At 61.0% G+C, this 22295-nt stretch carries 19 protein-coding genes and 1 pseudogene; 7 read left to right on the top strand and 13 right to left on the bottom strand.

The genetic code is table 11. The features are described 5' to 3' along the window. Position 1: 1 nt before the first annotated feature. From AO065_RS11570 to pmbA, 4 genes are all read right to left on the bottom strand, one after another. Complete coding sequence (locus tag AO065_RS11570; RefSeq protein ID WP_004881557.1) at positions 2-463, bottom strand: tetratricopeptide repeat protein; 462 nt, start codon at positions 461-463, stop codon at positions 2-4. Positions 464-495: 32 nt separating this feature from the next. Further along, positions 496-1872: a class II fumarate hydratase gene (locus AO065_RS11565; protein WP_004881558.1), complete on the bottom strand. Its 1377-nt coding sequence runs from the start codon at positions 1870-1872 to the stop codon at positions 496-498. Next, positions 1865-2260 (bottom strand): hypothetical protein, encoded by a 396-nt coding sequence (locus tag AO065_RS11560; RefSeq protein ID WP_004881559.1) that lies wholly within the window; start codon positions 2258-2260, stop codon positions 1865-1867. Before AO065_RS11560 ends, AO065_RS11565 begins: the two co-directional genes overlap by 8 nt. Positions 2261-2568: 308 nt before the next feature. Next, the gene (pmbA, locus tag AO065_RS11555; protein ID WP_004881560.1) at positions 2569-3915 is read right to left on the bottom strand and encodes a metalloprotease PmbA; all 1347 of its coding nucleotides are present in this window, start codon (positions 3913-3915) and stop codon (positions 2569-2571) included. A gap of 107 nt (positions 3916-4022) precedes the next feature. Here pmbA and yjgA point away from each other — a divergent pair, with 107 nt between their 5' ends. Then, positions 4023-4544, top strand: a complete 522-nt coding sequence (gene yjgA / locus AO065_RS11550) for a ribosome biogenesis factor YjgA (RefSeq protein ID WP_004881561.1) — start codon at positions 4023-4025, stop codon at positions 4542-4544. Between the two features lie 45 nt (positions 4545-4589). Here yjgA and tldD read toward each other — a convergent pair whose 3' ends face one another. The 8 genes and pseudogenes from tldD to mreB all read right to left on the bottom strand — a co-directional run bounded on the left by tldD (position 4590) and on the right by mreB (position 15789). Next, positions 4590-6023, bottom strand: a complete 1434-nt coding sequence (gene tldD / locus AO065_RS27300; protein WP_063921070.1) for a metalloprotease TldD — start codon at positions 6021-6023, stop codon at positions 4590-4592. Between the two features lie 18 nt (positions 6024-6041). After that, positions 6042-6785: pseudogene (locus AO065_RS27295) on the bottom strand (carbon-nitrogen hydrolase family protein); the annotation flags it as partial. 69 nt (positions 6786-6854) lie between these two features. Further along, on the bottom strand, positions 6855-10670 hold the full coding sequence (locus tag AO065_RS11535; RefSeq protein WP_004881564.1) for a YhdP family protein: 3816 nt from the start codon (positions 10668-10670) through the stop codon (positions 6855-6857). 180 nt (positions 10671-10850) lie between these two features. Continuing rightward, complete coding sequence (gene rng / locus AO065_RS11530; protein WP_004881565.1) at positions 10851-12308, bottom strand: ribonuclease G; 1458 nt, start codon at positions 12306-12308, stop codon at positions 10851-10853. Beyond that, entirely contained in the window at positions 12305-12907 is a 603-nt protein-coding gene (locus AO065_RS11525; RefSeq protein ID WP_004881566.1) for a Maf family protein, read from the bottom strand. The genes rng and AO065_RS11525 overlap by 4 nt, the downstream gene beginning before the upstream one ends. Positions 12908-12970: 63 nt before the next feature. Beyond that, a complete protein-coding gene (mreD, locus tag AO065_RS11520; RefSeq protein WP_004881567.1) occupies positions 12971-13462 on the bottom strand; it encodes a rod shape-determining protein MreD in 492 nt (163 codons plus the stop codon). Beyond that, positions 13455-14573: a rod shape-determining protein MreC gene (gene mreC / locus AO065_RS11515; protein ID WP_080597909.1), complete on the bottom strand. Its 1119-nt coding sequence runs from the start codon at positions 14571-14573 to the stop codon at positions 13455-13457. Before mreC ends, mreD begins: the two co-directional genes overlap by 8 nt. A 178-nt stretch (positions 14574-14751) precedes the next feature. Beyond that, positions 14752-15789, bottom strand: a complete 1038-nt coding sequence (gene mreB / locus AO065_RS11510; RefSeq protein ID WP_002555108.1) for a rod shape-determining protein MreB — start codon at positions 15787-15789, stop codon at positions 14752-14754. Positions 15790-15994: 205 nt separating this feature from the next. Between mreB and gatC the strand changes: the two genes are divergently transcribed. The 6 genes from gatC to AO065_RS11480 all read left to right on the top strand — a co-directional run bounded on the left by gatC (position 15995) and on the right by AO065_RS11480 (position 21266). Further along, positions 15995-16282 carry an Asp-tRNA(Asn)/Glu-tRNA(Gln) amidotransferase subunit GatC gene (gatC, locus tag AO065_RS11505; RefSeq protein WP_004881569.1) on the top strand — a complete coding sequence of 96 codons (288 nt, stop codon included), beginning with the start codon at positions 15995-15997 and terminating at the stop codon, positions 16280-16282. 14 nt (positions 16283-16296) lie between these two features. Further along, complete coding sequence (gatA, locus tag AO065_RS11500; protein ID WP_004881570.1) at positions 16297-17748, top strand: Asp-tRNA(Asn)/Glu-tRNA(Gln) amidotransferase subunit GatA; 1452 nt, start codon at positions 16297-16299, stop codon at positions 17746-17748. A 10-nt stretch (positions 17749-17758) separates the two neighbouring features. Beyond that, positions 17759-19204: an Asp-tRNA(Asn)/Glu-tRNA(Gln) amidotransferase subunit GatB gene (gatB, locus tag AO065_RS11495; RefSeq protein WP_004881571.1), complete on the top strand. Its 1446-nt coding sequence runs from the start codon at positions 17759-17761 to the stop codon at positions 19202-19204. 182 nt (positions 19205-19386) lie between these two features. Then, positions 19387-19758 (top strand): septal ring lytic transglycosylase RlpA family protein, encoded by a 372-nt coding sequence (locus AO065_RS11490; protein WP_004881572.1) that lies wholly within the window; start codon positions 19387-19389, stop codon positions 19756-19758. 53 nt (positions 19759-19811) lie between these two features. After that, on the top strand, positions 19812-20843 hold the full coding sequence (locus tag AO065_RS11485; protein WP_004881573.1) for a calcium/sodium antiporter: 1032 nt from the start codon (positions 19812-19814) through the stop codon (positions 20841-20843). 39 nt (positions 20844-20882) lie between these two features. Further along, positions 20883-21266 carry a carboxymuconolactone decarboxylase family protein gene (locus tag AO065_RS11480; RefSeq protein ID WP_004881574.1) on the top strand — a complete coding sequence of 128 codons (384 nt, stop codon included), beginning with the start codon at positions 20883-20885 and terminating at the stop codon, positions 21264-21266. A 13-nt stretch (positions 21267-21279) separates the two neighbouring features. Here the strand turns inward: AO065_RS11480 and AO065_RS11475 are convergent, their stop codons facing one another. Continuing rightward, positions 21280-22221 (bottom strand): AEC family transporter, encoded by a 942-nt coding sequence (locus AO065_RS11475; protein ID WP_004881575.1) that lies wholly within the window; start codon positions 22219-22221, stop codon positions 21280-21282. Positions 22222-22295: the final 74 nt, after the last annotated feature.

The raw sequence follows: 22295 nt of genomic DNA, 5'->3' as shown, positions 1-22295 counted from the left end.
TTCAATGTGCTCCGTAGAAAAGACCGGGGTTGGCCGCTGAATCGCGCTGCAACGACGAGCGAGTGTGTTCACTGCTGCTGTTGAGAAGTCGATGCGTGCGCGGGTATTCGCCGTGTTCACTGATGAAACCCAACAGTTCGACGTAGGTTTTACTGCTGTGCCGCAACGCAGCCTGGCGCAGTGCAGGCTGCAGGCGCTGGTCCTGCATGGTTCGCAGCAGATGCTGGTGGATCGCGCAGAGGTATTCGGCGCTCTCCTCCGGCTGGCCCAGACTCAAATGCAGATCGGCCAGGTTGTGATGGGAAATGACACAGGCCGCGACGGCTTCGTCGGCATCCGGCCAGCGCTCGAACAGCACCTGTGCCAGCGCCAGCGCCTGGAGGTACAGCTCGCGGGCCTCGACCCATTCGCCGAGATTGAAACAGCGATTGGCCAGTTCAATGGTGCGTTTCCAATGCTGCATGACATACCTCCAGGTGCGTTGGCCGGACCGAATCAGATGCCGCCGGCGGTGAGTTTTTCGGGGTTGAGCAACACTTCCAGCTGGTCGCGTTGCAGATCGGTGTGTTCCAGCGCAACGTCGATCACCGGACGACCTTCCTGATAGGCCTTTTTGGCGATTTCAGCGGCCTTCTGGTATCCGATGATCGGATTGAGCGCCGTGACCAGAATCGGATTGCGCGACAGCGCTTCCTTGAGCTTGGCCTCGTTGACCTTGAAGCTGGCAATCGCCTTGTCAGCCAGCAACCGGCTGGAATTGGCCAGCAATTCAATGCTGCTGAGCAGGTTCTGGGCGATGATCGGCAGCATCACATTGAGCTCGAAGTTGCCGGACTGGCCCGCCACAGTGATGGTGGCGTCGTTGCCGATGACCTGCGCGGCCACCATCGCAGTGGCTTCCGGGATCACCGGATTGACCTTGCCCGGCATGATCGAAGAACCCGGCTGCAGCGCCTCAAGCTCGATCTCACCGAGACCCGCCAAGGGGCCGGAATTCATCCAGCGCAGATCGTTGGCAATCTTCATCAGCGAAACGGCCGTTGCCTTGAGCTGGCCCGAGACGGCAACAGCGGTGTCCTGCGAGCCAATCAAGGCGAACAGGTCCTTGCCCTGCGTGAACGTGACGCCGCTCAGTGTGCTGAGGTGCGCGCTGAAACGGGCCGCAAACTCGGGATGCGCATTGATCCCGGTGCCGACTGCCGTACCGCCCTGCGCCAGAGACTGCAGGCTGGGTTGCAAGCCTTGAAGATGTTCGATGTTGGCGCGGATCTGCTGCGACCAGCCGTTGAGCACCTGACTCATGCGCACCGGCATGGCGTCCATCAGGTGCGTGCGGCCGGTCTTGACGAAGGCGTGAACCTGCACGGCCTTGTGCTCGGTGACCTGCACCAGATGATTCAGGGCAGGCAGCAATTGCTCATGCAGCGCCAGCGCGGCGCTGACGTGAATCGTCGTCGGGATGATGTCGTTGCTGCTTTGCCCGCAGTTGACGTGATCGTTGGGATTGACCGGCTCACCCAGAATCCGGGTAGCCAGCGTGGCGATCACCTCGTTGGCGTTCATGTTGGTGCTGGTACCCGACCCGGTCTGGAAGATGTCCACTGGGAAATGGGTCATGAAATCGCCGCTCAGCAATTCCTCGACTGCGCCGACAATTGCCTTGCTCTGGCCTTCGCTGATCTGCTGCAGCTCAAGATTGGCGTGAGCCGCCGCTGCCTTGGCCAGCAACAGCGCGCGAACGAACTGCCGGGGCATGCGCTGATGGCTGATCGGGAAGTTATCCACCGCACGCTGAGTCTGTGCGCCATACAGAGCCTCGGCCGGCACCTGCAACGGGCCCATGCTGTCGCGTTCGATACGGGTATTACTCATCGCAATGTCCTTGCACCAGTTCAGAGGGAGAAATCGAGGGTTGCAGCACGCAGGACGCCAGCTGATGAACACAGGCTTCCCAGCGCTGACGGCGGGCAGGCGTGGAGGCAAGCGCCTCGACATCGCGCAACGGTCGCCAGGCCTGATCCAGACACAGGCAGCGCCAATGCCAGGGCAGCATCGTGTCGCGGGCGGTGTCCATCAGCAGACGAAAGGAGGTTTCGGCGATCAGGGCGTGAGGCGTGGCGGTGAAACGCGCCAGATACCGCCCTTCGGCCAGGTAATGCTCGATAAGTCGCGGCTCGTCAGGCTCAAGGGCGCAGCGAATCCGAAGACTCAAACCACGCCAGTTTTCCAGATAAGGCAGCTCGTGAAGCAAAGATCCCATGACCGCATCTCATTGTGAAATGAGATTCATTATTGAATGAGATCAAGAATCAAAACTAGAGCCTAGTTGGATCGGGGTGACAGGAGGGGGAAGGAACCCCGGCAAAGCCGGGGCTGCAACCGGAACGAAGGAGTGGCTTACTTCGCTCCGACAAATTGAGCCGCCGAGGGGCGAAAAGGTGATGTGAGTCCTGCGCCCGGCTGACTGAAACGACCATACGTGCCATTTGTGACGCGGAGCGTCACGGGAGGCATGCCCACGCGGAGAGATGGGACGATCAGTGTCGAGACAGGCGCTTAACTATCGGATCAGCTGCCCGCAACCGTCATGCGCTCGATCAGCACGGAGCCGGTGCGAATGTTGCTGCGCAGCTCGACATCGCTGCCAACGGCGACGATCTGCTTGAACATGTCGCGCATGTTGCCGGCAATGGTCACTTCCTGAACCGGAAACTGAATCTCGCCGTTTTCGACCCAAAAACCTGCTGCACCGCGTGAGTAATCGCCGGTAACCATGTTCAGGCCGCTGCCCATCAGCTCGGTGACCAGCAGGCCACGGCCCATGCGCCGGATCAGCGCGTCCTGGTCTTCCGTTCCATGGGTGACAAACAGGTTGTGCACACCGCCGGCGTTGGCGGTGCTCGGCATGCCCAGTTTGCGGCCCGAATAGGTACTGAGGATGTAGGAAACCAGATCGCCCTTCTCCACGAATGGCTTGGCGTAGGTCGCCAGGCCATCGCTGTCGAACGCCGAACTGCCCATGGCGCCCATCAGGTGTGGGCGTTCGTCAATGGTCATCCACTCGGGAAACAGCCGCTGGCCCAGCGAATCCTGCAGAAATGAGGATTTGCGGTACAGCGTGCCGCCGGAAATCGCGCCCAGCAGGCTGCCAAACAGACCGCCCGCCAATTCGGCTGAAAAAAGCACCGGCACTTCGCAGGTCGGCACGGGACGTGCGCCCAGACGGCTCGCGGCCCGCTGCGCGGCCTTGCGACCGATGCTCTCGGCATCTGCCAGCAACTGGCCCTGACGATTGACGTCGTACCAGTAATCGCGCTGCATCTGGCCTTCGCCTTCGGCAATCATCACGCAACTGAGGCTGTGCCGGGTCGATGCATAGCCACCGATGAAGCCGTTGCTGTTGCCATACACGCGGCAGCCCTGGTGCGTATTGAGCGTGGTGCCGTCGGCGTTCTTGATGCGAGGGTCGGCGTCAAACGCCGCGGCCTCACACAGCAGCGCCTTCTCGATCGACTGCTCGGGCGTGATGTCCCAGGCGTGGTAGAGATCGAAATCCTGGATGTCCCTGGCCATCAACGCGGCGTCAGCCAGGCCCGAGCTTTCGTCCTCGGACGTGTGCTCGGCGATGGCCAGTGCGGCGGCAACGGTTTCACGGATCGCGTCAGCGCCGGTGGCCGAGGTGCTGGCCGAGCCTTTGCGCTGGCCGACGTACAAGGTGATGCCAAACCCCTGATCGCGGTTGAACTCGACCGTTTCGACTTCGCGCTGTCGCACCGAAGTCGACAGTCCCTGCTCCAGCGACACCGCGACTTCACAGGCGCTGGCGCCCTGACGCCTGGCTTCGGCAATGATTTGCTCGACCTGCTCCTGCAGTTCAGGCAAGGCCTGTGGGCCGACGCTTTGGGTTGCACTCATGATTTTCTCCATCAAATTCTGCTTTCGGCACAGGCCGAATACCGACCGGGCCGGACAAGCGGCCCCCGACTGGTTATCATGGCGGCGTTTCTTTGCGGACTGCCCCCATGGTTGATTCTTACGACGACTCCCTCGACGGGGAGAAAAGCAAAACCCAGGTCAAACGAGAGCTGCATGCTCTGGTTGATCTCGGCGAGCGACTGACGACACTCAAAGCCGATGTGCTGGCCAAGCTGCCGTTGACCGATGCGCTGCGCAAGGCTCTGGCCGAAGCGCCGAAGCACACGGCCAACATTGCCCGCAAGCGGCACATCCTGTTCATCGGCAAGCTGATGCGCGATCAGGATCAGGAAGCCATTCTGGTTTTGCTGGACCAACTCGATGCCTCCACTCGCCAGTACAACGAACGTTTCCACGGTCTGGAGCGCTGGCGTGATCGTCTGATTGCGGGTGATGACAGCGACCTGGAAAAATTCGTGATCGAGTACCCGGATGCCGACCGCCAGCAACTGCGTTCCTTGATCCGTCAGGCTCAACACGAAGTTGCACGCAACAAACCGCCGGCCACCAGCCGCAAAATCTTCAAATACATCCGTGAGCTGGACGAAATCCAACGCGGTCTGCGTTGATTTCGGCTTCGGGACTGGCCAGCTTCGGCCAGTCCCGGCTCATTTTCAGTTACCCGTACCGCCAACCGTGATTGCGTCGATCTTCAGCGTAGGCTGACCCACACCGACCGGTACCGATTGCCCGTCCTTGCCGCACGTACCGACACCGCTGTCCAGCGACAGGTCGTTACCCACCATCGAAACCCTGCTCATCGCTTCCGGCCCGTTGCCGATCAAGGTCGCACCTTTGACAGGCGCGGTGATCTTGCCGTCTTCGATCAGGTAAGCCTCACTGGTCGAGAACACGAACTTGCCGCTGGTGATGTCCACCTGACCGCCGCCCAGATTGGCGCAGTAGATACCGCGCTTCACCGACGCGATGATTTCCTGTGGATCGCTCTGACCGCCCAGCATGTATGTGTTGGTCATGCGTGGCATCGGCAGATGCGCGTAGGATTCTCGACGCCCGTTGCCGGTCCGCGCCACGCCCATCAGCCGTGCATTCAATTTGTCCTGCATGTAGCCTTTGAGCACGCCGTTCTCGATCAGGGTCGTGCATTCGGTCGGGGTGCCCTCGTCATCGACGCTCAACGAGCCGCGACGCCCGGCCAGCGTGCCGTCATCGACGATGGTGCACAGCTTGGAGGCCACCATATCGCCCATCCGGCCGCTGTAGGCCGAGCTGCCCTTGCGGTTGAAGTCGCCTTCCAGACCATGGCCTACCGCTTCATGCAGCAGAACGCCTGACCAGCCGGAACCCAGTACGACCGGCAAGGTGCCTGCCGGTGCAGGAATGGCTTCCAGATTGACCAGCGCCTGACGCAGCGCTTCGCGGGCATAGCCCATGGCGCGGTCGTCGGTCAGGAAATAACGGTAGTCGGTACGCCCGCCGCCGCCATGCCCGCCGCGCTCGCGACGGCCGTTCTGCTCGACGATCACGCTGACGTTGAAACGCACCAGCGGCCGCACATCAGCGGCCAGACTGCCGTCAGCCGCTGCCACCAGAATCCGCTCCCAGACGCCAGCCATGTTGACCGAAACCTGCTGAATGCGCGGATCCAGCGCGCGGGTTGCCACGTCGATACGCTTGAGCAACTCGACCTTTTCGGCACGTGTCAGCACTTCCAGCGGGTTATCCGGCGCATAAAGCTGAGCCACGTCCTGCGACGTGAATGCCTGCACGCGGCCGTTCTGGCCTGCGCGGGAGATGGAACGTGCGGCACGCGCAGCGGTGAGCAGCGCTTCCTCGGTGATCGCGTTGCTGTAGGCAAAACCGGTTTTCTCGCCGGACTGGGCACGCACGCCCACACCCTGGTCGAGGTTGAAGCTGCCTTCCTTGACGATCCCGTCTTCGAGCGCCCAGGACTCGGAAATCATGCCTTGAAAATACAGATCAGCCGCGTCGATACCCGGACCGGCCAGCTCGCCCAGCACCGATTGCAGGCTGTCGAGGCTCAGGCCGCCCGGGGCCAGAAGGTGTTCACTGACTGAGGACANCATCCGCGCCCGTATGGACGCCTGTTCTTCACTGTCTCGTGTGGCCAGCAGCACGGTTTCACCCTGCGCCTGCTGAGCCAGGACCCGCCCCCATGGATCGATGATGGCCGCGTGTCCGTATGTTTCCCGTGGTCCTGGATGCACCCCGCCTTGTGCGGCTGCCAGCAGATAGCACTGGGTTTCGATGGCCCGCGCCCGGATCAGAATGTCCCAGTGCGCAGCGCCTGTGACAGCCGTGAATGCCGATGGCGCAGTGATCAGCTCGGCACCGGCCTCACGCAGCGCGGTGTACAGCTCCGGGAAGCGCAGGTCATAACAGACGCTCAGACCGAGCCGTCCAACCGGCGTATCGACCACCACCACGTTGTTTCCATGAGCATAGTCATCCGATTCCCGGTAGCGACCTCGATTGTCTGCAACGTCCACATCGAACAGGTGCAACTTGTCGTAACGCGCAACCTGCTGGCCATGCTCATCGATCAGCAACGAGCAGGCCGTGACCTTGCCATCGGGCTGATCATCGGGCGGGAGGGGAATCGTTCCGGCAACTATCCATAACTTGAGGTCGCGAGCGGCCTGTTTCAACCACGGCAGGATTGATCCCTGACCTGCGGCTTCGGCACGACCGATGGCGGCAGCGTCGCGACGGCCCATGGCGGCGAAATTCTCGGGCAGCACCGCAAGCCGGGCGCCGCCCTCGGCGGCCTGCTCGAGCAATGCGCGTGCACGGGCCAGGTTACCGGCCACGTCGCTCTGGCTGACCATCTGAATCACTGCAAAAGACATGGCGACCCTTTTTTGAATGACATGGGCACCACTGTACTCCATGCCGCGCTATTGAGGCTTTTCAAAAGGCTTGTCGAAGGTAATCTTCGGTTCTTTCCAAGGGCCTTCAACCTTGTACTGCACGCTGGCGAACCGGGCCACCTTGTCACCCAGTAGCTTGTCCACCAGAAACAGCGCACCACCGATGGCTGGCGCACCGACAATCAGTGCAGCAATCGGCAGGTTGTTGGTGACCGGCAGTGTCACCAGCAACTTGGCATCGACCCGGTCCTTGACCATGTCCAGTGTGCCGTTGAGCTCAAGGTTGCTGGACGGCCCCGTCAACGTGATCGGGTTGCGGGTGACATACACACCCTCACTCGCCACCAGCAAGCCCTTGACCCGGTCGTAGCTGAGCCCCTTGCCCAGCAGGTCGGAGAAGTCCAGACGCAGACGACGGCCGATGGAGTTGAAGTTCAGCAACCCGAACACCCGCAGCGCTTGTGCACCACCTTCGACCTCGACGAACTGACCGTTGCGCAAAGTGGCATCAAGGCTGCCGGAATAGCGCTTGAGCCCTACCCACGCCGGAGAACCCGGCCAGCGGCCGTCGAAATTCATCTCGAACGTTTCACTGGTGACGGTAGGTGCGAAATTCCAGGCTTTCAGCACATCGGCGAGATTCTTGCCACCCAGCCGCCCTTTGAACCAACTGCTGCTCGATCCGGGGGCGCCCTCCCAGACACCCTCGCCTTCCAGCAGAATGCCTTTGAGTCCCAGGCTCAGATCAGTCATGCGAATGCCGGTCGCCGTGGGCCGGATTTTCAGTGCCCACGCCCCCAACAACTGATCACCTTGAAACAGTTGGGAAATCTTCACGTCCAACGCAGGGATCTTGCTGGGGTCAACGTCTGCCAGCGGATCTGGCGCATTCTCGACCACCACCGCCTTGGGGTCGGCAGCGGGCAGTTTTACGTAAAGTAGATTGATGCCGATTGGCGCGGACTTGGCGTCAGGCAGCGAAGCGCTGCCCTTGACCAGCGCACTGTCCAGCGACAATAGCCATGCCGCAGCACTGCGTTGCAATTGAACGCGCACATCGTCCAGCGTGGTGCCCATTGCCGTGAGTTTGCCGATCTGCAGATCCACGCTGCTGAGCAACTGTCGGGCGTTACCGCCCGGGTCACCGCCGGAATAACGATCGGCAATCGCCTGCCAGGGCGCGACATCCAGCTCGTTCAGGCTTCCGCTGATGCGCAGCCCTTTGGCGTCCGGCACGATTGCACCGCCCTGCCCAAGAAACAGTTCACCACGTCCATCCGCAAACTTTCCGGCGGGAGCTGCGAATGCCAGGTTGGCGATGTCACCGTAAGCTGCGCCAAAGCGGCGCTCCGCACCCTGCAAGGTCATGCGGAATTCACTGTCGCGCTCCTGCTCGGCAGTCTTGCCGAACGGCGCGGGCAGGTCGATTGCAACACCTTTCAGGGCGGAGGTGATCAACAGCGGACTGTCCTTGCCGTCCAGCGTCAGCTGCAGTTGGAACGGAAGGTCGCCAGAGACCGGCAACGCCTGTTTCACGTCGAGCCAGTCGGTGAGTTTCTTGATCGTGATCTGCCCGTTGGCCATGATCCGGGTCACGTTGGCTCCCGGCTTGCCTTCGGCAGAGATCTCCGCCGTGACCGGCCGGTCGAATGCCTGGGCGCGAATACCTTTGCCGCTGAGCCCCTTGTCACTGTCGAAGCGGAAGTCGCCCCTGAGTTTTGTCAGGTCCAGCACCGGGTCGGCCAGTTTAAGGCGCGCATCACGGGTGCTGAAGTCCACCACGACCTTCGGCTCGACGCCCTTGGCCAGCGGAATATCCAGTTTGAGCTTGCCTTCCAGTGGCCCCTCGCCCTGCCACCCGGCAAAGGTACTGCCTGTGCCGATCGGTGCTTCCTGAAGAATCTTCATGCCATCGGCCACGGTGCCGGAAACGTTGCCGTCCACCAGCAGGTGGCTGTCCTTGCCGGACTCGACGTGAGGAATATTGACCAGCACGTTACTGACCTGGGTATTCAGAATCTGCCCTTTGCTGGCCTTGACCCGCACGCCGCTGTTCTCGACATACACCTTGCCATCGACGCCGGTCAATGAAGGCCAGCCCGGCTGGAAAGCCAGTGTGGCATTGCTCACATCGAAAAACAGGCTGATGACTCGCGCTGTGTCGGGAGAGCTTTTGTTCAACGAACCCTGATACTGGAAGAAGCCTTGATTGACGGCACCACTGACAATGGCGGTGCGCAGCCAGCGGTCCAGTTCAGGGCTCAGGACGGCAGGCAGGTATTTGCTGGTGTAACGGCCATCCCCGTCGACCATGCCGACCCGCAGGTCCATGTAATCTTCCTGGTCGTGCTTGAGGTGGATACGGATGAGAAAGTCAGCCGCGATCTTGCCTTCATCGCCCTGAACCTTGATGTAGGGCGCAATCAGGGTAAATGCCTGATCGTCCAGCTTCCAGGTCAGGCGCGCGTTGGCCTTCTGATAGCGCCAGGGTTTGGCGAAGATCGGGTCCAGGTGCAGCATGAAATCGCTGGTGTCCAGACGCAGCTCGCCCTGCCCGAGGTCGCCACTGATCGCACCGCTGACATTCGCGGCAGCCGGCGCGTCGTGGTAGGCATTGAAACTCACCTTGTCGAGGTTGGCGGCAAAACCCAGACGCTTGTCGCCTGTGGCCTGCGGGCGGTAATCGAGCAATACGTTGCGCAACCCGCCCTTCACCTTCAGACCGTCGACAACGGCCATCACCTTGTCCGGCAGCGGTGCCAGCGAGTCGATCAGCGGGGTCAGCGGCGTCAGGTCCAGACGGTCGGCCTGCACATGCCACAGTTCTTCACTGTCGGGCGTTGCGGCTGTCTGAGTGGCCTGCAAACGGCTTTCCCAGCGATTGCTGCCCAGGCTCATGGCCAGCGAATCCAGTTTCAGGTCCATGCCCTTGTCGGTGCGCTCGAACCAGGCGTTCAGCGCAAGGTCGTCGATGGTCGACGGCTTGCGTCCCGCGTAGACACCCTTGAGTTGCGGGGCATGCAGCCGGGCGACCGCGCTCTTCACGCCGCCCTGGCTCCAGCTCAGCCAGAATTCGCCACCCGCCTTCAATGTGGAAACCGTCCACTCTCGGGTAAGGCTCCTGGGCAGCCACTTGGCCCAGTCACTCTGGGGCAGGCTGGCATAGAGATCAGCTTCGCCTTCTTTCCAGCGACTGGCCTCGATACGCGTGTTCAGGTTCAACGCCAGCGGCTGACCGTCAGGCAGCGTCAGCCGCGCATCCAGCCGCTGGTGATAACTGCCCGTGGCCAGACTCAGATTGACGTACGTCAGGGTCAGTGGGGACTCGCCAAACGGTTGAACAGTGACCTGACTGTTGAGCAACGACAGGCGCGAGACCATCTGCAGTTGAGTGAGGATCTTCTGTGGATCGACGGGGCTGTCATCCTTGACCGGCAAGCCTTGCACCGACCACTTGCCGTCCTGATCCTGCCGGACGATGACCTGCAAGCCATCGACTTCAAGATGGGCAAGCCGCACATCACGCGCCAGCAGGCTCTCCCACAGGTCGGGAACCACCCTGACGCTGTCCAGACGCAACGCACTGCTGCCTTCACCGACCATGACGTCGTTGGCCTGCACCACCGGCGCGAAACCGCTCCAGTTGCCTTCCAGGCTGCCAATGCTGACGGGCATGCCCAACGCCGTGCTGACGCGGGTTTCGACATCGACACGGTATTCGGCAACCATTGGCGTCAACTGACGACCCAGGCTCACATAGAGCGCAGCCAGCACCAGCAACAGTGCGCAGAGACCCAGGCTCCAGCGGGTGATGCCTGCAACGACACGTGGAAGACGCTGCATATCAGCACGCCCTCCGCAGCACGCATGGCCAGCGACGATGCACGACACAAACCCGACTCAAACAGCCTGGGAGGATCAGGTACAGGTTTTGCTCATTCGCCACGCATCATTCTCGATATAAGGGTAGGCCTGCCAGAACCCCGCCGGGCGCTTGTTGCAAACGGTTGAACGGTGACAATCTCAGAGCAGTACGACGTCGTATTGTTCCTGTGAGTACATGGTTTCTACCTGAAAACGGATCGTGCGACCGATAAAACTCTCAAGTTCGGCCACATTGCCGGATTCTTCATCAAGCAGACGGTCAACCACGCGCTGATTGGCCAGCACTCGATAGCCAACAGCCTGATAGGCGCGGGCCTCGCGCAGAATCTCACGGAATATCTCGTAGCACACGGTTTCAGGCGTCTTCAGCTTGCCGCGCCCCTGGCAACAGTGGCAAGGCTCGCACAGCACTTGCTCCAGGCTTTCGCGGGTGCGCTTGCGCGTCATCTGCACCAGCCCCAGCTCGGTGATGCCGATGATGTTGGTCTTGGCGTGGTCGCGCTCCAGCTGTTTTTCCAGCGTCCGCAGCACTTGACGCTGATGTTCGGCGTCTTCCATGTCGATGAAATCAATGATGATGATGCCGCCCAGGTTACGCAGGCGCAGTTGCCTGGCGATGGCTGTCGCCGCCTCCAGGTTGGTCTTGAAAATGGTTTCTTCGAGATTGCGATGGCCGACGAACGCGCCGGTGTTGACGTCAATGGTGCTCATCGCCTCGGCAGGATCGACCACCAGATAACCGCCCGACTTGAGCGGCACCTTGCGCTCCAGTGCTTTCTGGATTTCGTCCTCGACACCATAAAGGTCGAAGATCGGTCGCTCGCCCGGATAGTGCTCAAGTCGGTCGGCGATTTCCGGCATCAGCTCGGCCACGAATTGCGTGGTCTTCTGGAAGGTTTCCCGCGAGTCGATGCGGATCTTCTCGATGCGCGGGCTGACCAGATCGCGCAAGGTACGCAGGGCCAGCCCCAGGTCTTCGTAGATGACCGTGGGCGGACTGACCGTCTTGATCTGCTCGCCGATCTGATCCCACAGCCTGCGCAGGTAGCGAATGTCCATCAGGATTTCGTCAGCGCCGGCGCCTTCGGCGGCCGTACGCAAAATGAAACCGCCCGCTTCCTTGATGCCTTCCAGCGCCACGCAATCACTGACGACCTTCTTCAGACGCTCGCGCTCGGCCTCGTCTTCGATCTTCAGGGAAATGCCCACATGCGCCGTACGCGGCATGTAGACCAGATAGCGGGACGGGATCGACAACTGCGTGGTCAGCCGCGCGCCCTTGCTGCCGATCGGATCTTTGGTGACTTGCACCACCAGACTCTGACCGTCGTGCACCAGCGAAGCGATGCTTTCGACGGCAGGCCCTTCACGCATGGAAATTTCCGAGGCATGAATGAACGCTGCACGGTCCAGACCGATGTCAATGAACGCGGCCTGCATGCCGGGCAATACCCGTACAACCTTGCCCTTGTAGATGTTGCCCACAATGCCACGGCGCTGGGTCCGCTCGACGTGGACCTCCTGCAGCACACCGTTCTCCACTACCGCCACCCGTGATTCCATCGGGGTGATGTTGATCAGAATCTCTTCACTCATGGCTCGTTACCTTCCAGGTATTGCCAACAGGGTATGCCGAAACCAGCGAGCAATTCTGCGGTTTCGCACAGAGGCAGACCAACCACTCCAGAATAGCTGCCTTGCAGATCGGCAACGAAGATGGCCGCCAGGCCCTGAATGGCGTAGCCGCCAGCCTTGTCCTGTGGCTCGCCGCTGGTCCAATAGGCCTGGGCTTCGAGTGGCTGAATGGGGCGAAAACGCACGCGACTGGTGACCACACGGGTTTCGCTGCGCTGATGATCGACCAGCGCGATGGCGGTCAGTACTTCATGTTCGGTGCCCGACAATGCCGCCAGCATGCCCAGCGCGTCGGCTTCGTCCACCGGCTTGCCAAGAATCCGGCCGCCTTGCACCACAGCGGTATCGGCGCCCATTACGCATACCGACTGATCGGGCGACAGCAGCGCAAGCCCGGCCTGCGCCTTGCCCAGCGCGAGGCGTTCGACGTAGGCGGCAGGCGATTCGGAATCGAAGGGGGTTTCGTCGATCTGCGCACTCAGTACCGCGAAAGGAACACCGATCTGAGTGAGCAATTCTCGGCGGCGCGGCGAGCCAGAGGCCAGATAGAGCGAGGGCATAAGGACATCTCCGTGTCGGTGGCGGTGAACGCGTACGCTTCAGGCGCCGCCCTCACGTTGCGCTTAATTGATTTTCAAACGTATGCGCAATCCACGCAGGCCGTAGCTGACCCAAGGCCACAACAGGGCACTGACCAGCGCGGGCAGAACCAGCGCCAGCGTAGGCTGACGGTTGCCGGTCAGGGCGCTGAGCCACAGCTGTGCGAGCTGCGCCAGACCGAATACCACCAGCAACACCAGGCATTGCTGCCACATCGGGAACATGCGCAAACGCTGCTGCAGGGACATGACGAGGAACGTAATCAGGGTCAGGATCAGCGCGTTCTGGCCCAGCAGCGTGCCGTACAGAACGTCTTCCATAAGGCCCAGAATCCACGCCGTGGCCATGCCGTATTTATGAGGCAGCGCCAGTACCCAGAACGTCAGCAGCAAGGCGAGCCAGAGCGGACGGAAGATTTCCATGAACTGCGGCAGTGGCGAAATGCTCAACAGCAAGCCGATGGCAAAGGTCAGCCAGACGACCCAGCCGTTGCGTCCGGAAACATGACTAACCATCGATACGCTCCCGAGTGCTGGAAGGTGAAGAAGCCGGGGGCTGTGAGGATGCAGGACGCGAGGCAGGCCGTGCTGCAGGCGCTGCCGGTGCGGCCGCGGGTGCTGGCGTGGCGCTTTGCGCAGCCGGTTTGTGCGCAGTCGTGCTGCCCGGGAATACCGGCGCGACGGGTTGTGGCCACATCGGGAACGCTGGCGCCGGTGGCGGCAGGGTCGGAATCGCGGCAGGCTCGAGGCCCTTGTCGAACGATTCCTGCGCTTGTGCCGCATCGGCGGCACGCTCTTCCGGCGTACGACTGTCGGAGAACACCAATAGCAGATTGCGGCTACGATTCAGCGCAGCGGTCGGCACGGCACGCACGATCGCGAACGGCTGACCGGAGTCATGAATGACTTCCTTGACCGTCGCCACCGGATAACCCGCCGGGAAACGCTGCCCAAGACCGGAACTGACCAGCAGGTCGCCTTCCTTGATGTCTGCAGTATCGGCGACATGCCGCAACTCCAGACGCTCCGGGTTGCCGGTGCCGCTGGCAATGGCGCGCAGCCCGTTGCGGTTGACCTGAACAGGGATGCTGTGGGTCGTGTCGGTGAGCAGCAGGACACGCGAGGTGTAAGGCATCAGCTCGACCACCTGCCCCATCAGGCCCCGTGCATCGAGCACTGGCTGACCCAGCACGACGCCATCACGCTCACCCTTGTTGATGATGATGCGATGGGTGAACGGATTCGGGTCCATGCCGATCAGCTCGGCGACCTCGACCTTCTCGTTCACCAGCGCAGAAGAATTCAGTAACTCGCGCAGACGCACGTTCTGCTCGGTCAATGCCGCCAGCTTTTGCAGGCGACCTTGCAGGAGCAGGGCTTCGGTCTTGAGTTTTTCGTTTTCGGCGATCAGTTCGGTGCGGCTGCCGAACTGGCTGGCGACACCCTGATAGAGACGCTGTGGCAGATCGACGATCCAGTAGGACTGCATCAACACCAGCGACATCTGACTGCGCACGGGCTTGAGGACCGTGAAGCGAGCGTCAACCACCATCAACGCCACAGACAACACAGCCAGCACCAACAGACGTACGCCCAGCGACGGGCCTTTTGCGAAAAGCGGTTTAATAGGCCGCTCCTCCCGGGCATGCAATCGACGGATCTAGCTTCAATTGGCTGTTATTCATGCGGTATGGAACCGGCCTGGACAGATGAAAGAAATAGGCACCATGTTACTCAGCCTGACGCATACAGGTAGCACAAGTGCTACCCGTATACAAAAAGCCAATGAGCGGCACCCCGGCGAATTACTCGCTGGAGAGCAGATCCATGGTGTGCTTATCCATCATTTCCAGCGCACGGCCACCGCCACGCGCCACACAGGTCAGCGGGTCTTCGGCAACGATCACCGGCAGACCGGTTTCCTGCGCCAGCAGCTTGTCCAGATCGCGCAGCAACGCGCCACCACCGGTCAGTACCAAACCACGCTCGGCGATATCCGAAGCCAGTTCCGGCGGCGATTGTTCCAGGGCGCTTTTCACGGCCTGAACGATGGTCGCCAGCGACTCCTGCAGCGCTTCAAGCACTTCGTTGGAGTTCAGCGTGAAGGCACGCGGAACGCCTTCAGCCAGGTTACGGCCACGCACGTCGACTTCACGCACTTCACCACCCGGGTAGGCAGTACCGATTTCCTGCTTGATGCGCTCGGCAGTGGATTCGCCGATAAGGCTGCCGTAGTTGCGACGCACATAGGTGATGATCGCTTCGTCGAAACGGTCGCCGCCCACACGTACGGATTCGGCATAGACCACACCGTTCAGAGAGATCAGGGCGATTTCAGTGGTGCCGCCGCCGATATCGACAACCATCGAACCGCGTGCTTCTTCAACCGGCAGACCGGCACCGATGGCAGCGGCCATGGGCTCTTCGATCAGGAATACTTCACGTGCGCCTGCACCCAGGGCCGACTCGCGAATGGCGCGGCGCTCAACCTGGGTGGATTTGCACGGAACGCAGATAAGCACACGAGGGCTGGGCTGCAGAAAGCTGTTTTCGTGGACCTTGTTGATGAAGTACTGAAGCATCTTCTCGCAGACGCTGAAGTCGGCAATGACGCCATCCTTCATGGGGCGGATGGCTGCAATGTTGCCTGGAGTACGGCCCAGCATGCGCTTGGCTTCCGTACCGACGGCCACGACACTCTTCTGGTTGCCGTGAGTACGGATGGCAACGACAGAGGGCTCATTCAGAACAATACCGCGCTCACGCACGTAAATAAGGGTGTTGGCAGTGCCCAGGTCGATGGATAGATCACTGGAAAACATGCCACGCAGTTTCTTGAACATGGGAAAGGGACCCTAGGGAACGCGTGGGTAAAAAAGTGCGGCAAACTCTAACAACGACAGGGATTTTGGGCAAGGAGCCAATATGTTAAATTGGCGCTTTTATAAACAAGACCCTCGACGTTAGCGGCTTGAGACCGCAGAAACACGATAGTGTTCCGCAACTGGTCACAAAGCAAATTCGCTCGTATTCCACTGGAGATCCCCCATGGCGCTTGAACGCTCCGACGTGGAAAAGATCGCTCATCTGGCCCGACTGGGCCTCAATGACGCCGATATCCCACGTACCACCGAAGCCCTCAACAGTATTCTCGGGCTGGTCGATCAGATGCAGGCGGTTGATACCACCGGCATCGAACCCCTGGCCCACCCGCTGGAAGCCTCTCAGCGCCTGCGCGATGACGCCGTTACCGAACGAAATCGTCGCGACACTTACCAAGCCATCGCACCAGCCGTCCAGGACGGGCTTTATCTGGTTCCGAAAGTCATCGAGTAAGGGAAAGAGCCTGCATGCACCAAATGACTCTGGCCGAGATCGCCCGCGGACTCGCCGAAAAGAAGTTTTCCTCTGAAGAACTGACCCGTGTCCTGCTGTCGCGCATCGCGCAACTCGACCCTCAGCTCAACAGTTTCATCAGCCTGACCGAAGACCTGGCCATCACCCAGGCCCAGGCTGCGGACGCACGCCGTGCCGCCGGTGAGAATGGCGCCCTGCTCGGCGCCCCGCTGGCGCACAAGGACCTGTTTTGCACCCAGGGCATCCGCACCAGCTGCGGCTCGCTGATGCTCGACAATTTCAAGGCTCCGTACGACGCCACCGTGGTGTCCCGACTGGCCTCGGCCGGTACGGTGACGCTGGGCAAGACCAACATGGACGAATTCGCCATGGGTTCTGCCAACGAGTCGAGCCACTACGGCGCGGTAAAGAACCCCTGGAACCTTGAATGCGTTCCCGGCGGCTCGTCCGGTGGTTCCGCTGCGGCCGTTGCGGCGCGCCTGCTGCCTGCCGCGACCGGCACCGACACTGGCGGCTCGATTCGCCAGCCTGCCGCACTGACCAACCTGACAGGTCTGAAGCCGACTTATGGCCGCGTGTCGCGCTGGGGCATGATCGCCTACGCGTCCAGCCTCGATCAGGCGGGCCCCATGGCCCGCACAGCAGAAGACTGCGCCCTGCTGCTGCAAGGCATGGCCGGTTTCGATCCGCAGGATTCCACCAGCATCGACGAGCCTGTCCCGGATTACTCGGCGACGCTCAACACCTCGCTAAAGGGCCTGCGCATCGGTTTGCCCAAAGAGTATTTCAGCGCAGGTCTGGACCCGCGGATTGCGCAATTGGTCCACGAAAGCGTCAAGGAGCTGGAAAAGCTCGGCGCCATCGTCAAGGAAATCAGTCTGCCTAACCTGCAGCACGGTATCCCGGCCTACTACGTCATCGCACCGGCAGAGGCATCGTCCAACCTGTCGCGCTTCGACGGCGTGCGTTTCGGCTATCGCTGCGAAAACCCGAAGGACCTGACCGACCTGTACAAGCGTTCGCGCGCCGAAGGTTTCGGCCCGGAAGTGCAACGTCGCATCATGGTCGGCGCCTACGCCCTGTCGGCAGGCTATTACGATGCCTACTACCTGCAGGCCCAGAAGATCCGCCGTCTGATCAAGAACGATTTCATGAACGCCTTCGCCGAAGTCGACGTGATCCTCGGCCCGACCACGCCGAACCCGGCCTGGAAAATCGGCGCCAAGACCAACGATCCGATTGCCGAATACCTGGAAGACTTCTACACCATCACCGCCAACCTCGCGGGCCTGCCGGGTCTGTCGATGCCTGCGGGCTTCGTCGAAGGTCTGCCGGTGGGCGTGCAACTGCTCGCCCCGTATTTCCAGGAAGGCCGTCTGCTCAACGTCGCGCACCAGTATCAGCAGGTCACCGACTGGCACACTCGCGCACCTGAAGGCTTCTGAGGAGAAACACATGCAATGGGAAGTCGTCATCGGGCTGGAGATTCACACCCAGCTTTCGACCCAATCGAAGATTTTTTCCGGCAGCTCCACGACGTTCGGTTCCGAGCCTAATACCCAGGCCAGCCTCGTCGATCTGGGCATGCCGGGCGTATTGCCGGTCCTGAACAAGGAAGCCGTGCGCATGGCCGTCAAGTTCGGCCTGGCAGTGGATGCAGAGATCGGCCAGCACAACGTGTTCGCCCGCAAGAACTACTTCTACCCTGACCTGCCCAAGGGCTACCAGATCAGCCAGATGGAACTGCCGATTGTCGGCAAGGGCCACCTGGATATCACGCTGGAAGACGGCACGGTCAAGCGCATCGGCATCACGCGCGCGCACCTTGAAGAAGACGCGGGCAAAAGCCTGCACGAAGACTTCCAGGGCATGACCGGTATCGACCTTAACCGCGCAGGCACGCCGCTGCTGGAAATCGTTTCCGAGCCGGACATGCGCAGCGCCAAGGAGGCCGTGGCTTACGTCAAGGCGATCCACGCGATGGTTCGCTACCTGGGCATCTGCGATGGCAACATGGCCGAAGGCTCGCTGCGCTGCGACTGCAACGTGTCGATCCGTCCGAAAGGCCAGGTCGAGTTCGGTACCCGATGCGAGATCAAGAACGTCAACTCGTTCCGCTTCATCGAGAAGGCGATCAACAGCGAGATCCAGCGCCAGATCGACCTGATCGAAGACGGTGGCAAGGTCATCCAGCAGACTCGCCTGTATGACCCGAACACCAACGAAACCCGTGCCATGCGCAGCAAGGAAGAAGCCAACGACTACCGTTACTTCCCCGACCCTGACCTGCTGCCGGTGATCATCGAGGATTCGTTCCTGGAAGAAACCCGCGCCACGCTGCCGGAATTGCCGCCGCAGAAACGCGAACGCTTCCAGAGCCAGTTCGGGCTGTCGACCTACGACGCCAGCGTGCTGGCGTCCAGTCGCGAGCAGGCGGACTATTTCGAACAGGTAGTCAGCATCAGCGGCGACGCCAAGCTGGCCGCCAACTGGGTCATGGTCGAACTGGGCAGCCTGCTGAACAAGCAAGGTGTCGAGATCGAACAGTCGCCGGTCAGCGCCGAACAACTGGGCGGCATGCTCAAGCGCATCACCGACAACACCATCTCCGGCAAGATTGCCAAGATGGTGTTCGAGGCGATGGCCAATGGCGAAGGCAGTGCCGACGAGGTCATCGAGAAGCGCGGTCTGAAGCAGGTGACTGACAGCGGTGCCATCGAGTCGATGCTCGACGAGATGCTCGCGGCCAACGCCGAACAGGTCGAACAGTACCGCGCCGCTGATGAAGCGAAACGCGGCAAGATGTTCGGTTTCTTCGTCGGCCAGGCGATGAAAGCGTCCAAAGGCAAGGCCAACCCGCAGCAGGTAAACGAACTGCTCAAGGCCAAGCTGGAAGGTTGATACCTGAAAGAGATTGATCGTGCCAATGCTCCGCGTTGGCACGCATCCCGGGACGCTCTGCGTCCCATTGGCCCGAAACAGGTCCATGCGCCCGGACGCGGAGCGTCCCCAGAGGCATTCCCACGCTGAGCGTGAGGAATGATATGAGCGTATGACTTCCACAGGCACTCAGGACCCGACCCATGCGCCGACTTCTTTCTGCCTGCAGCCTGCTGACGTTCCTGGCCGGTTGTTCCAGCAACAGCCTCATCGATCCTCACGGTTATGATGAGACCGGACGCGCCTCGTATTACGGCTCGCAGCATCACGGCAACCGCACCGCCAGTGGTGAACCTTTCAACCAGAACGCCTTGACCGCCGCTCACCGGCGATTGCCCTTCGGCACGCGCGTCAAAGTGACCAATCTGAACAATGACGAATCCGTCATCGTGCGCATCAATGATCGCGGCCCTCACACCCGAGGCCGACTGATCGATGTCTCTCGCAAGGCAGCCGAACAACTGGGTATGCTGCGCAGCGGCACCGCCCCCGTACGCATTCAGGCCCTCGACTAAGGACGCCCGCAATTCTCCAGCTATCGACACTGCCCGCCCCTGCCCTGATCCAGATGGTCGTCGGCCTTCTTTTACTGCTTATCGGTGCCGAGCTGTCGGTTCGATCGGCCGTCCACCTTGCAGCCCTGTTCAAGATCAGACCCCTGATCATCGGCCTGACGGTCGTGGCGATGGGCACCAGCGCACCGCAGATGGCTGTCAGCCTCCAGGCCGCGTTCTCGGACAACACCGACATCGCCGTAGGCAGCGTGATCGGCGGCAATATCTTCAGCGTGCTGGTGATTCTAGGCCTGTGCGCCCTGGTCACCCCGCTGCGAGTCGCGCGTCAGGTACTGCGGGTCGACATTCCCCTCATGATCGGCGCCTGCCTGCTGGTGATCGCCCTGTCATTGACCGGTGAGTTCAGCAAGTTCGACGGTGTTTTGTTGCTGGCGGCTCTGCTGCTCTGCCTGTTCATCGTGGTCCGTCAGGGCGGCCATGCACCTCGCCACGGCCACGCAGACACGACAGAAAAGCCTCGCGCCCTGACGCGTATCGCCATGCTTGCAGGCGGCTTGCTGCTGTTGACGTCGGGCGGGCATCTGCTGGTTGATGCGTCAGTCGTGATCGCGATCAACCTGGGGCTGTCCGAGCGCATCATCGGCCTGACCGTCATCGCCATCGGTACTTCGCTGCCCGCGCTGATGACCTCGCTGATCGCAGCAATGCGCGGCGAGCGTGACATTGCCGTGGGTAACGTGATTGGCAGCAACCTGTTCAACCTGCTGGGTGTGCTGGGGCTGACCGCGCTGGTCGCGCCGGTGCCACTGACCATCTCGCCCAATGCGCTGGTTTTCGACCTGCCGATCATGCTCGGCGTCGCGGTGCTGTGTGTGCCGCTGTTCTATTCCGGTTACCGGATAGACCGCGTCGAAGGCCTGTTTCTGCTGTCGCTGTATCTGACCTACGGCCTGCATATCGTATCGATCAGCACCGGCATGCTGCTGGCCGAACGGCTTGAAGGCATGATGCTCAGGTTCATTGTGCCGCTGCTCGGAATGATCGTTGCCTTTGGCGTCGTCCGCGCCTGGCGACGGCAGCACTGATTCACAGACGTCCGCCTCTAATGCCACAGGAGAAATGCCATGACAGACAAGACGATCAGCGATGGCGAACAGATTCGTCGCCAGGTGATGGGCGATGCCTACGTCGACCGAGCGCTGGGCAACGCTACTGATTTCAGCCAGCCGCTGCAGGATTTCGTCAACGAGCACGCGTGGGGCAGTGTCTGGAGCCGTGAAGGCCTGCCGTTGAAAACCCGCAGCCTGATCACGCTGGCGACCCTGACCGCGCTCAAATGCTCGCAGGAACTGAAGGGCCATGTACGCGGCGCGCTGAATAACGGCTGCACGGTTGACGAGATTCGTGAAGCGCTGCTGCATTGCGCCGTGTATGCAGGCGTACCGGCTGCCATCGAAGCGTTTCGCGCCGCGCAGGAAGTGATCGACAGTTACGTGAAGCCTGAATAACGCCTTAAGGCGTCTAGATCCAGCCGCCCCACTGCAGAATAAATATCCCGATATTGGTCGTCACCGCGGCGGCCAGGGTCGTGAGCACAATGATCGCTGCGGCCAGCTCATAGTTGCCATTGGCGGTGCGCGCCATGATGTAGCTGGCAGCGGCCGTCGGGCTGCCGAAGTACAGAAACAGAATCCCCAGCTCAGCACCGCGAAAACCTAACAGCCAGGCCGCGAAGGTGCACAGCACCGGCAGCCAGACCATCTTCACCAGACTGGCACTGACCGCCAGTTTTCCGCTCTTGCGCAACGAGGCCAGCGACAGCGTGCCGCCGATGCAGATCAACGCCAGCGGCAAGGTCATCTGCGCCAGAAGACCACCGGACGTCTCTAGCCATTTGGGCAGACCAATACTGAAATAGGCGAACGGCGAGGCGACGAGCACGCTGATGATCAGCGGGTTGGCCAGCACGCTTTTGAACACGCTCCACGGGTCGGATTTGATCACCGGGCTGTAGACCGCAAGCACCACGGTCGACAGCGTGTTGTAGAAAACGATGACCAATGCCGCGAGAATCGCGCCCAGCGAAATGCCATACGATCCATACATGCTGGCGGCCAGCGCCAGACCGATCACCCCGTTGTTGCCACGGAATGCGCCCTGAACATAGACCCCGCGGTCTTCATGCGGGCAACGCCAGATGGCCCAGCCCCAGGTGGCCGCGAAACTCAGGAGCGTGGCGACGCCAAAGAAGATCAGCAGTTTGGGTTGCAGCGCTGCGCGCAGATCGGCATGGATGATGCCCAGAAACAACAGCGCAGGCATGGTGACGTTGAACACCAGCCCCGACGCGGCAACGATGAACGCATCATTGATTGCGCGGATGCGCTTGAGGAACACGCCAAGAAACAGCATCGCGAACACCGGTGCGGTGATGTTCAGTGTTTCAAGAAAGATAGCCAGCATGCAACGCACCCGGTCCCGTCGATAGGTAGCTAATGATAAGCCACCCATGCCGGGTGTGTTGCAAGGATTTTCGG

The organism is Pseudomonas viridiflava, assembly GCF_001642795.1.
GTDB lineage: Bacteria > Pseudomonadota > Gammaproteobacteria > Pseudomonadales > Pseudomonadaceae > Aquipseudomonas > Aquipseudomonas viridiflava.
This window is presented reverse-complemented; position numbering and strand designations above follow the sequence as displayed.

Excerpts from the sequence above, each read along its gene's own strand:
- gatA (WP_004881570.1), top strand. The coding sequence starts at position 16,297 with ATGCACCAAATGACTCTGGCCGAGATCGCCCGCGGACTCGCCGAAAAG.
- gatB (WP_004881571.1), top strand. The coding sequence starts at position 17,759 with ATGCAATGGGAAGTCGTCATCGGGCTGGAGATTCACACCCAGCTTTCG.
- AO065_RS11485 (WP_004881573.1), top strand. The coding sequence starts at position 19,812 with ATGGTCGTCGGCCTTCTTTTACTGCTTATCGGTGCCGAGCTGTCGGTT.
- pmbA (WP_004881560.1), bottom strand. The coding sequence starts at position 3,915 with ATGAGTGCAACCCAAAGCGTCGGCCCACAGGCCTTGCCTGAACTGCAG.
- AO065_RS11565 (WP_004881558.1), bottom strand. The coding sequence starts at position 1,872 with ATGAGTAATACCCGTATCGAACGCGACAGCATGGGCCCGTTGCAGGTG.
- AO065_RS11480 (WP_004881574.1), top strand. The coding sequence starts at position 20,883 with ATGACAGACAAGACGATCAGCGATGGCGAACAGATTCGTCGCCAGGTG.
- mreB (WP_002555108.1), bottom strand. The coding sequence starts at position 15,789 with ATGTTCAAGAAACTGCGTGGCATGTTTTCCAGTGATCTATCCATCGAC.
- AO065_RS11560 (WP_004881559.1), bottom strand. The coding sequence starts at position 2,260 with ATGGGATCTTTGCTTCACGAGCTGCCTTATCTGGAAAACTGGCGTGGT.
- AO065_RS11475 (WP_004881575.1), bottom strand. The coding sequence starts at position 22,221 with ATGCTGGCTATCTTTCTTGAAACACTGAACATCACCGCACCGGTGTTC.
- AO065_RS11535 (WP_004881564.1), bottom strand. The coding sequence starts at position 10,670 with ATGCAGCGTCTTCCACGTGTCGTTGCAGGCATCACCCGCTGGAGCCTG.
- rng (WP_004881565.1), bottom strand. The coding sequence starts at position 12,308 with ATGAGTGAAGAGATTCTGATCAACATCACCCCGATGGAATCACGGGTG.
- AO065_RS11525 (WP_004881566.1), bottom strand. The coding sequence starts at position 12,907 with ATGCCCTCGCTCTATCTGGCCTCTGGCTCGCCGCGCCGCCGAGAATTG.
- mreD (WP_004881567.1), bottom strand. The coding sequence starts at position 13,462 with ATGGTTAGTCATGTTTCCGGACGCAACGGCTGGGTCGTCTGGCTGACC.
- gatC (WP_004881569.1), top strand. The coding sequence starts at position 15,995 with ATGGCGCTTGAACGCTCCGACGTGGAAAAGATCGCTCATCTGGCCCGA.
- AO065_RS11570 (WP_004881557.1), bottom strand. The coding sequence starts at position 463 with ATGCAGCATTGGAAACGCACCATTGAACTGGCCAATCGCTGTTTCAAT.
- yjgA (WP_004881561.1), top strand. The coding sequence starts at position 4,023 with ATGGTTGATTCTTACGACGACTCCCTCGACGGGGAGAAAAGCAAAACC.
- AO065_RS11490 (WP_004881572.1), top strand. The coding sequence starts at position 19,387 with ATGCGCCGACTTCTTTCTGCCTGCAGCCTGCTGACGTTCCTGGCCGGT.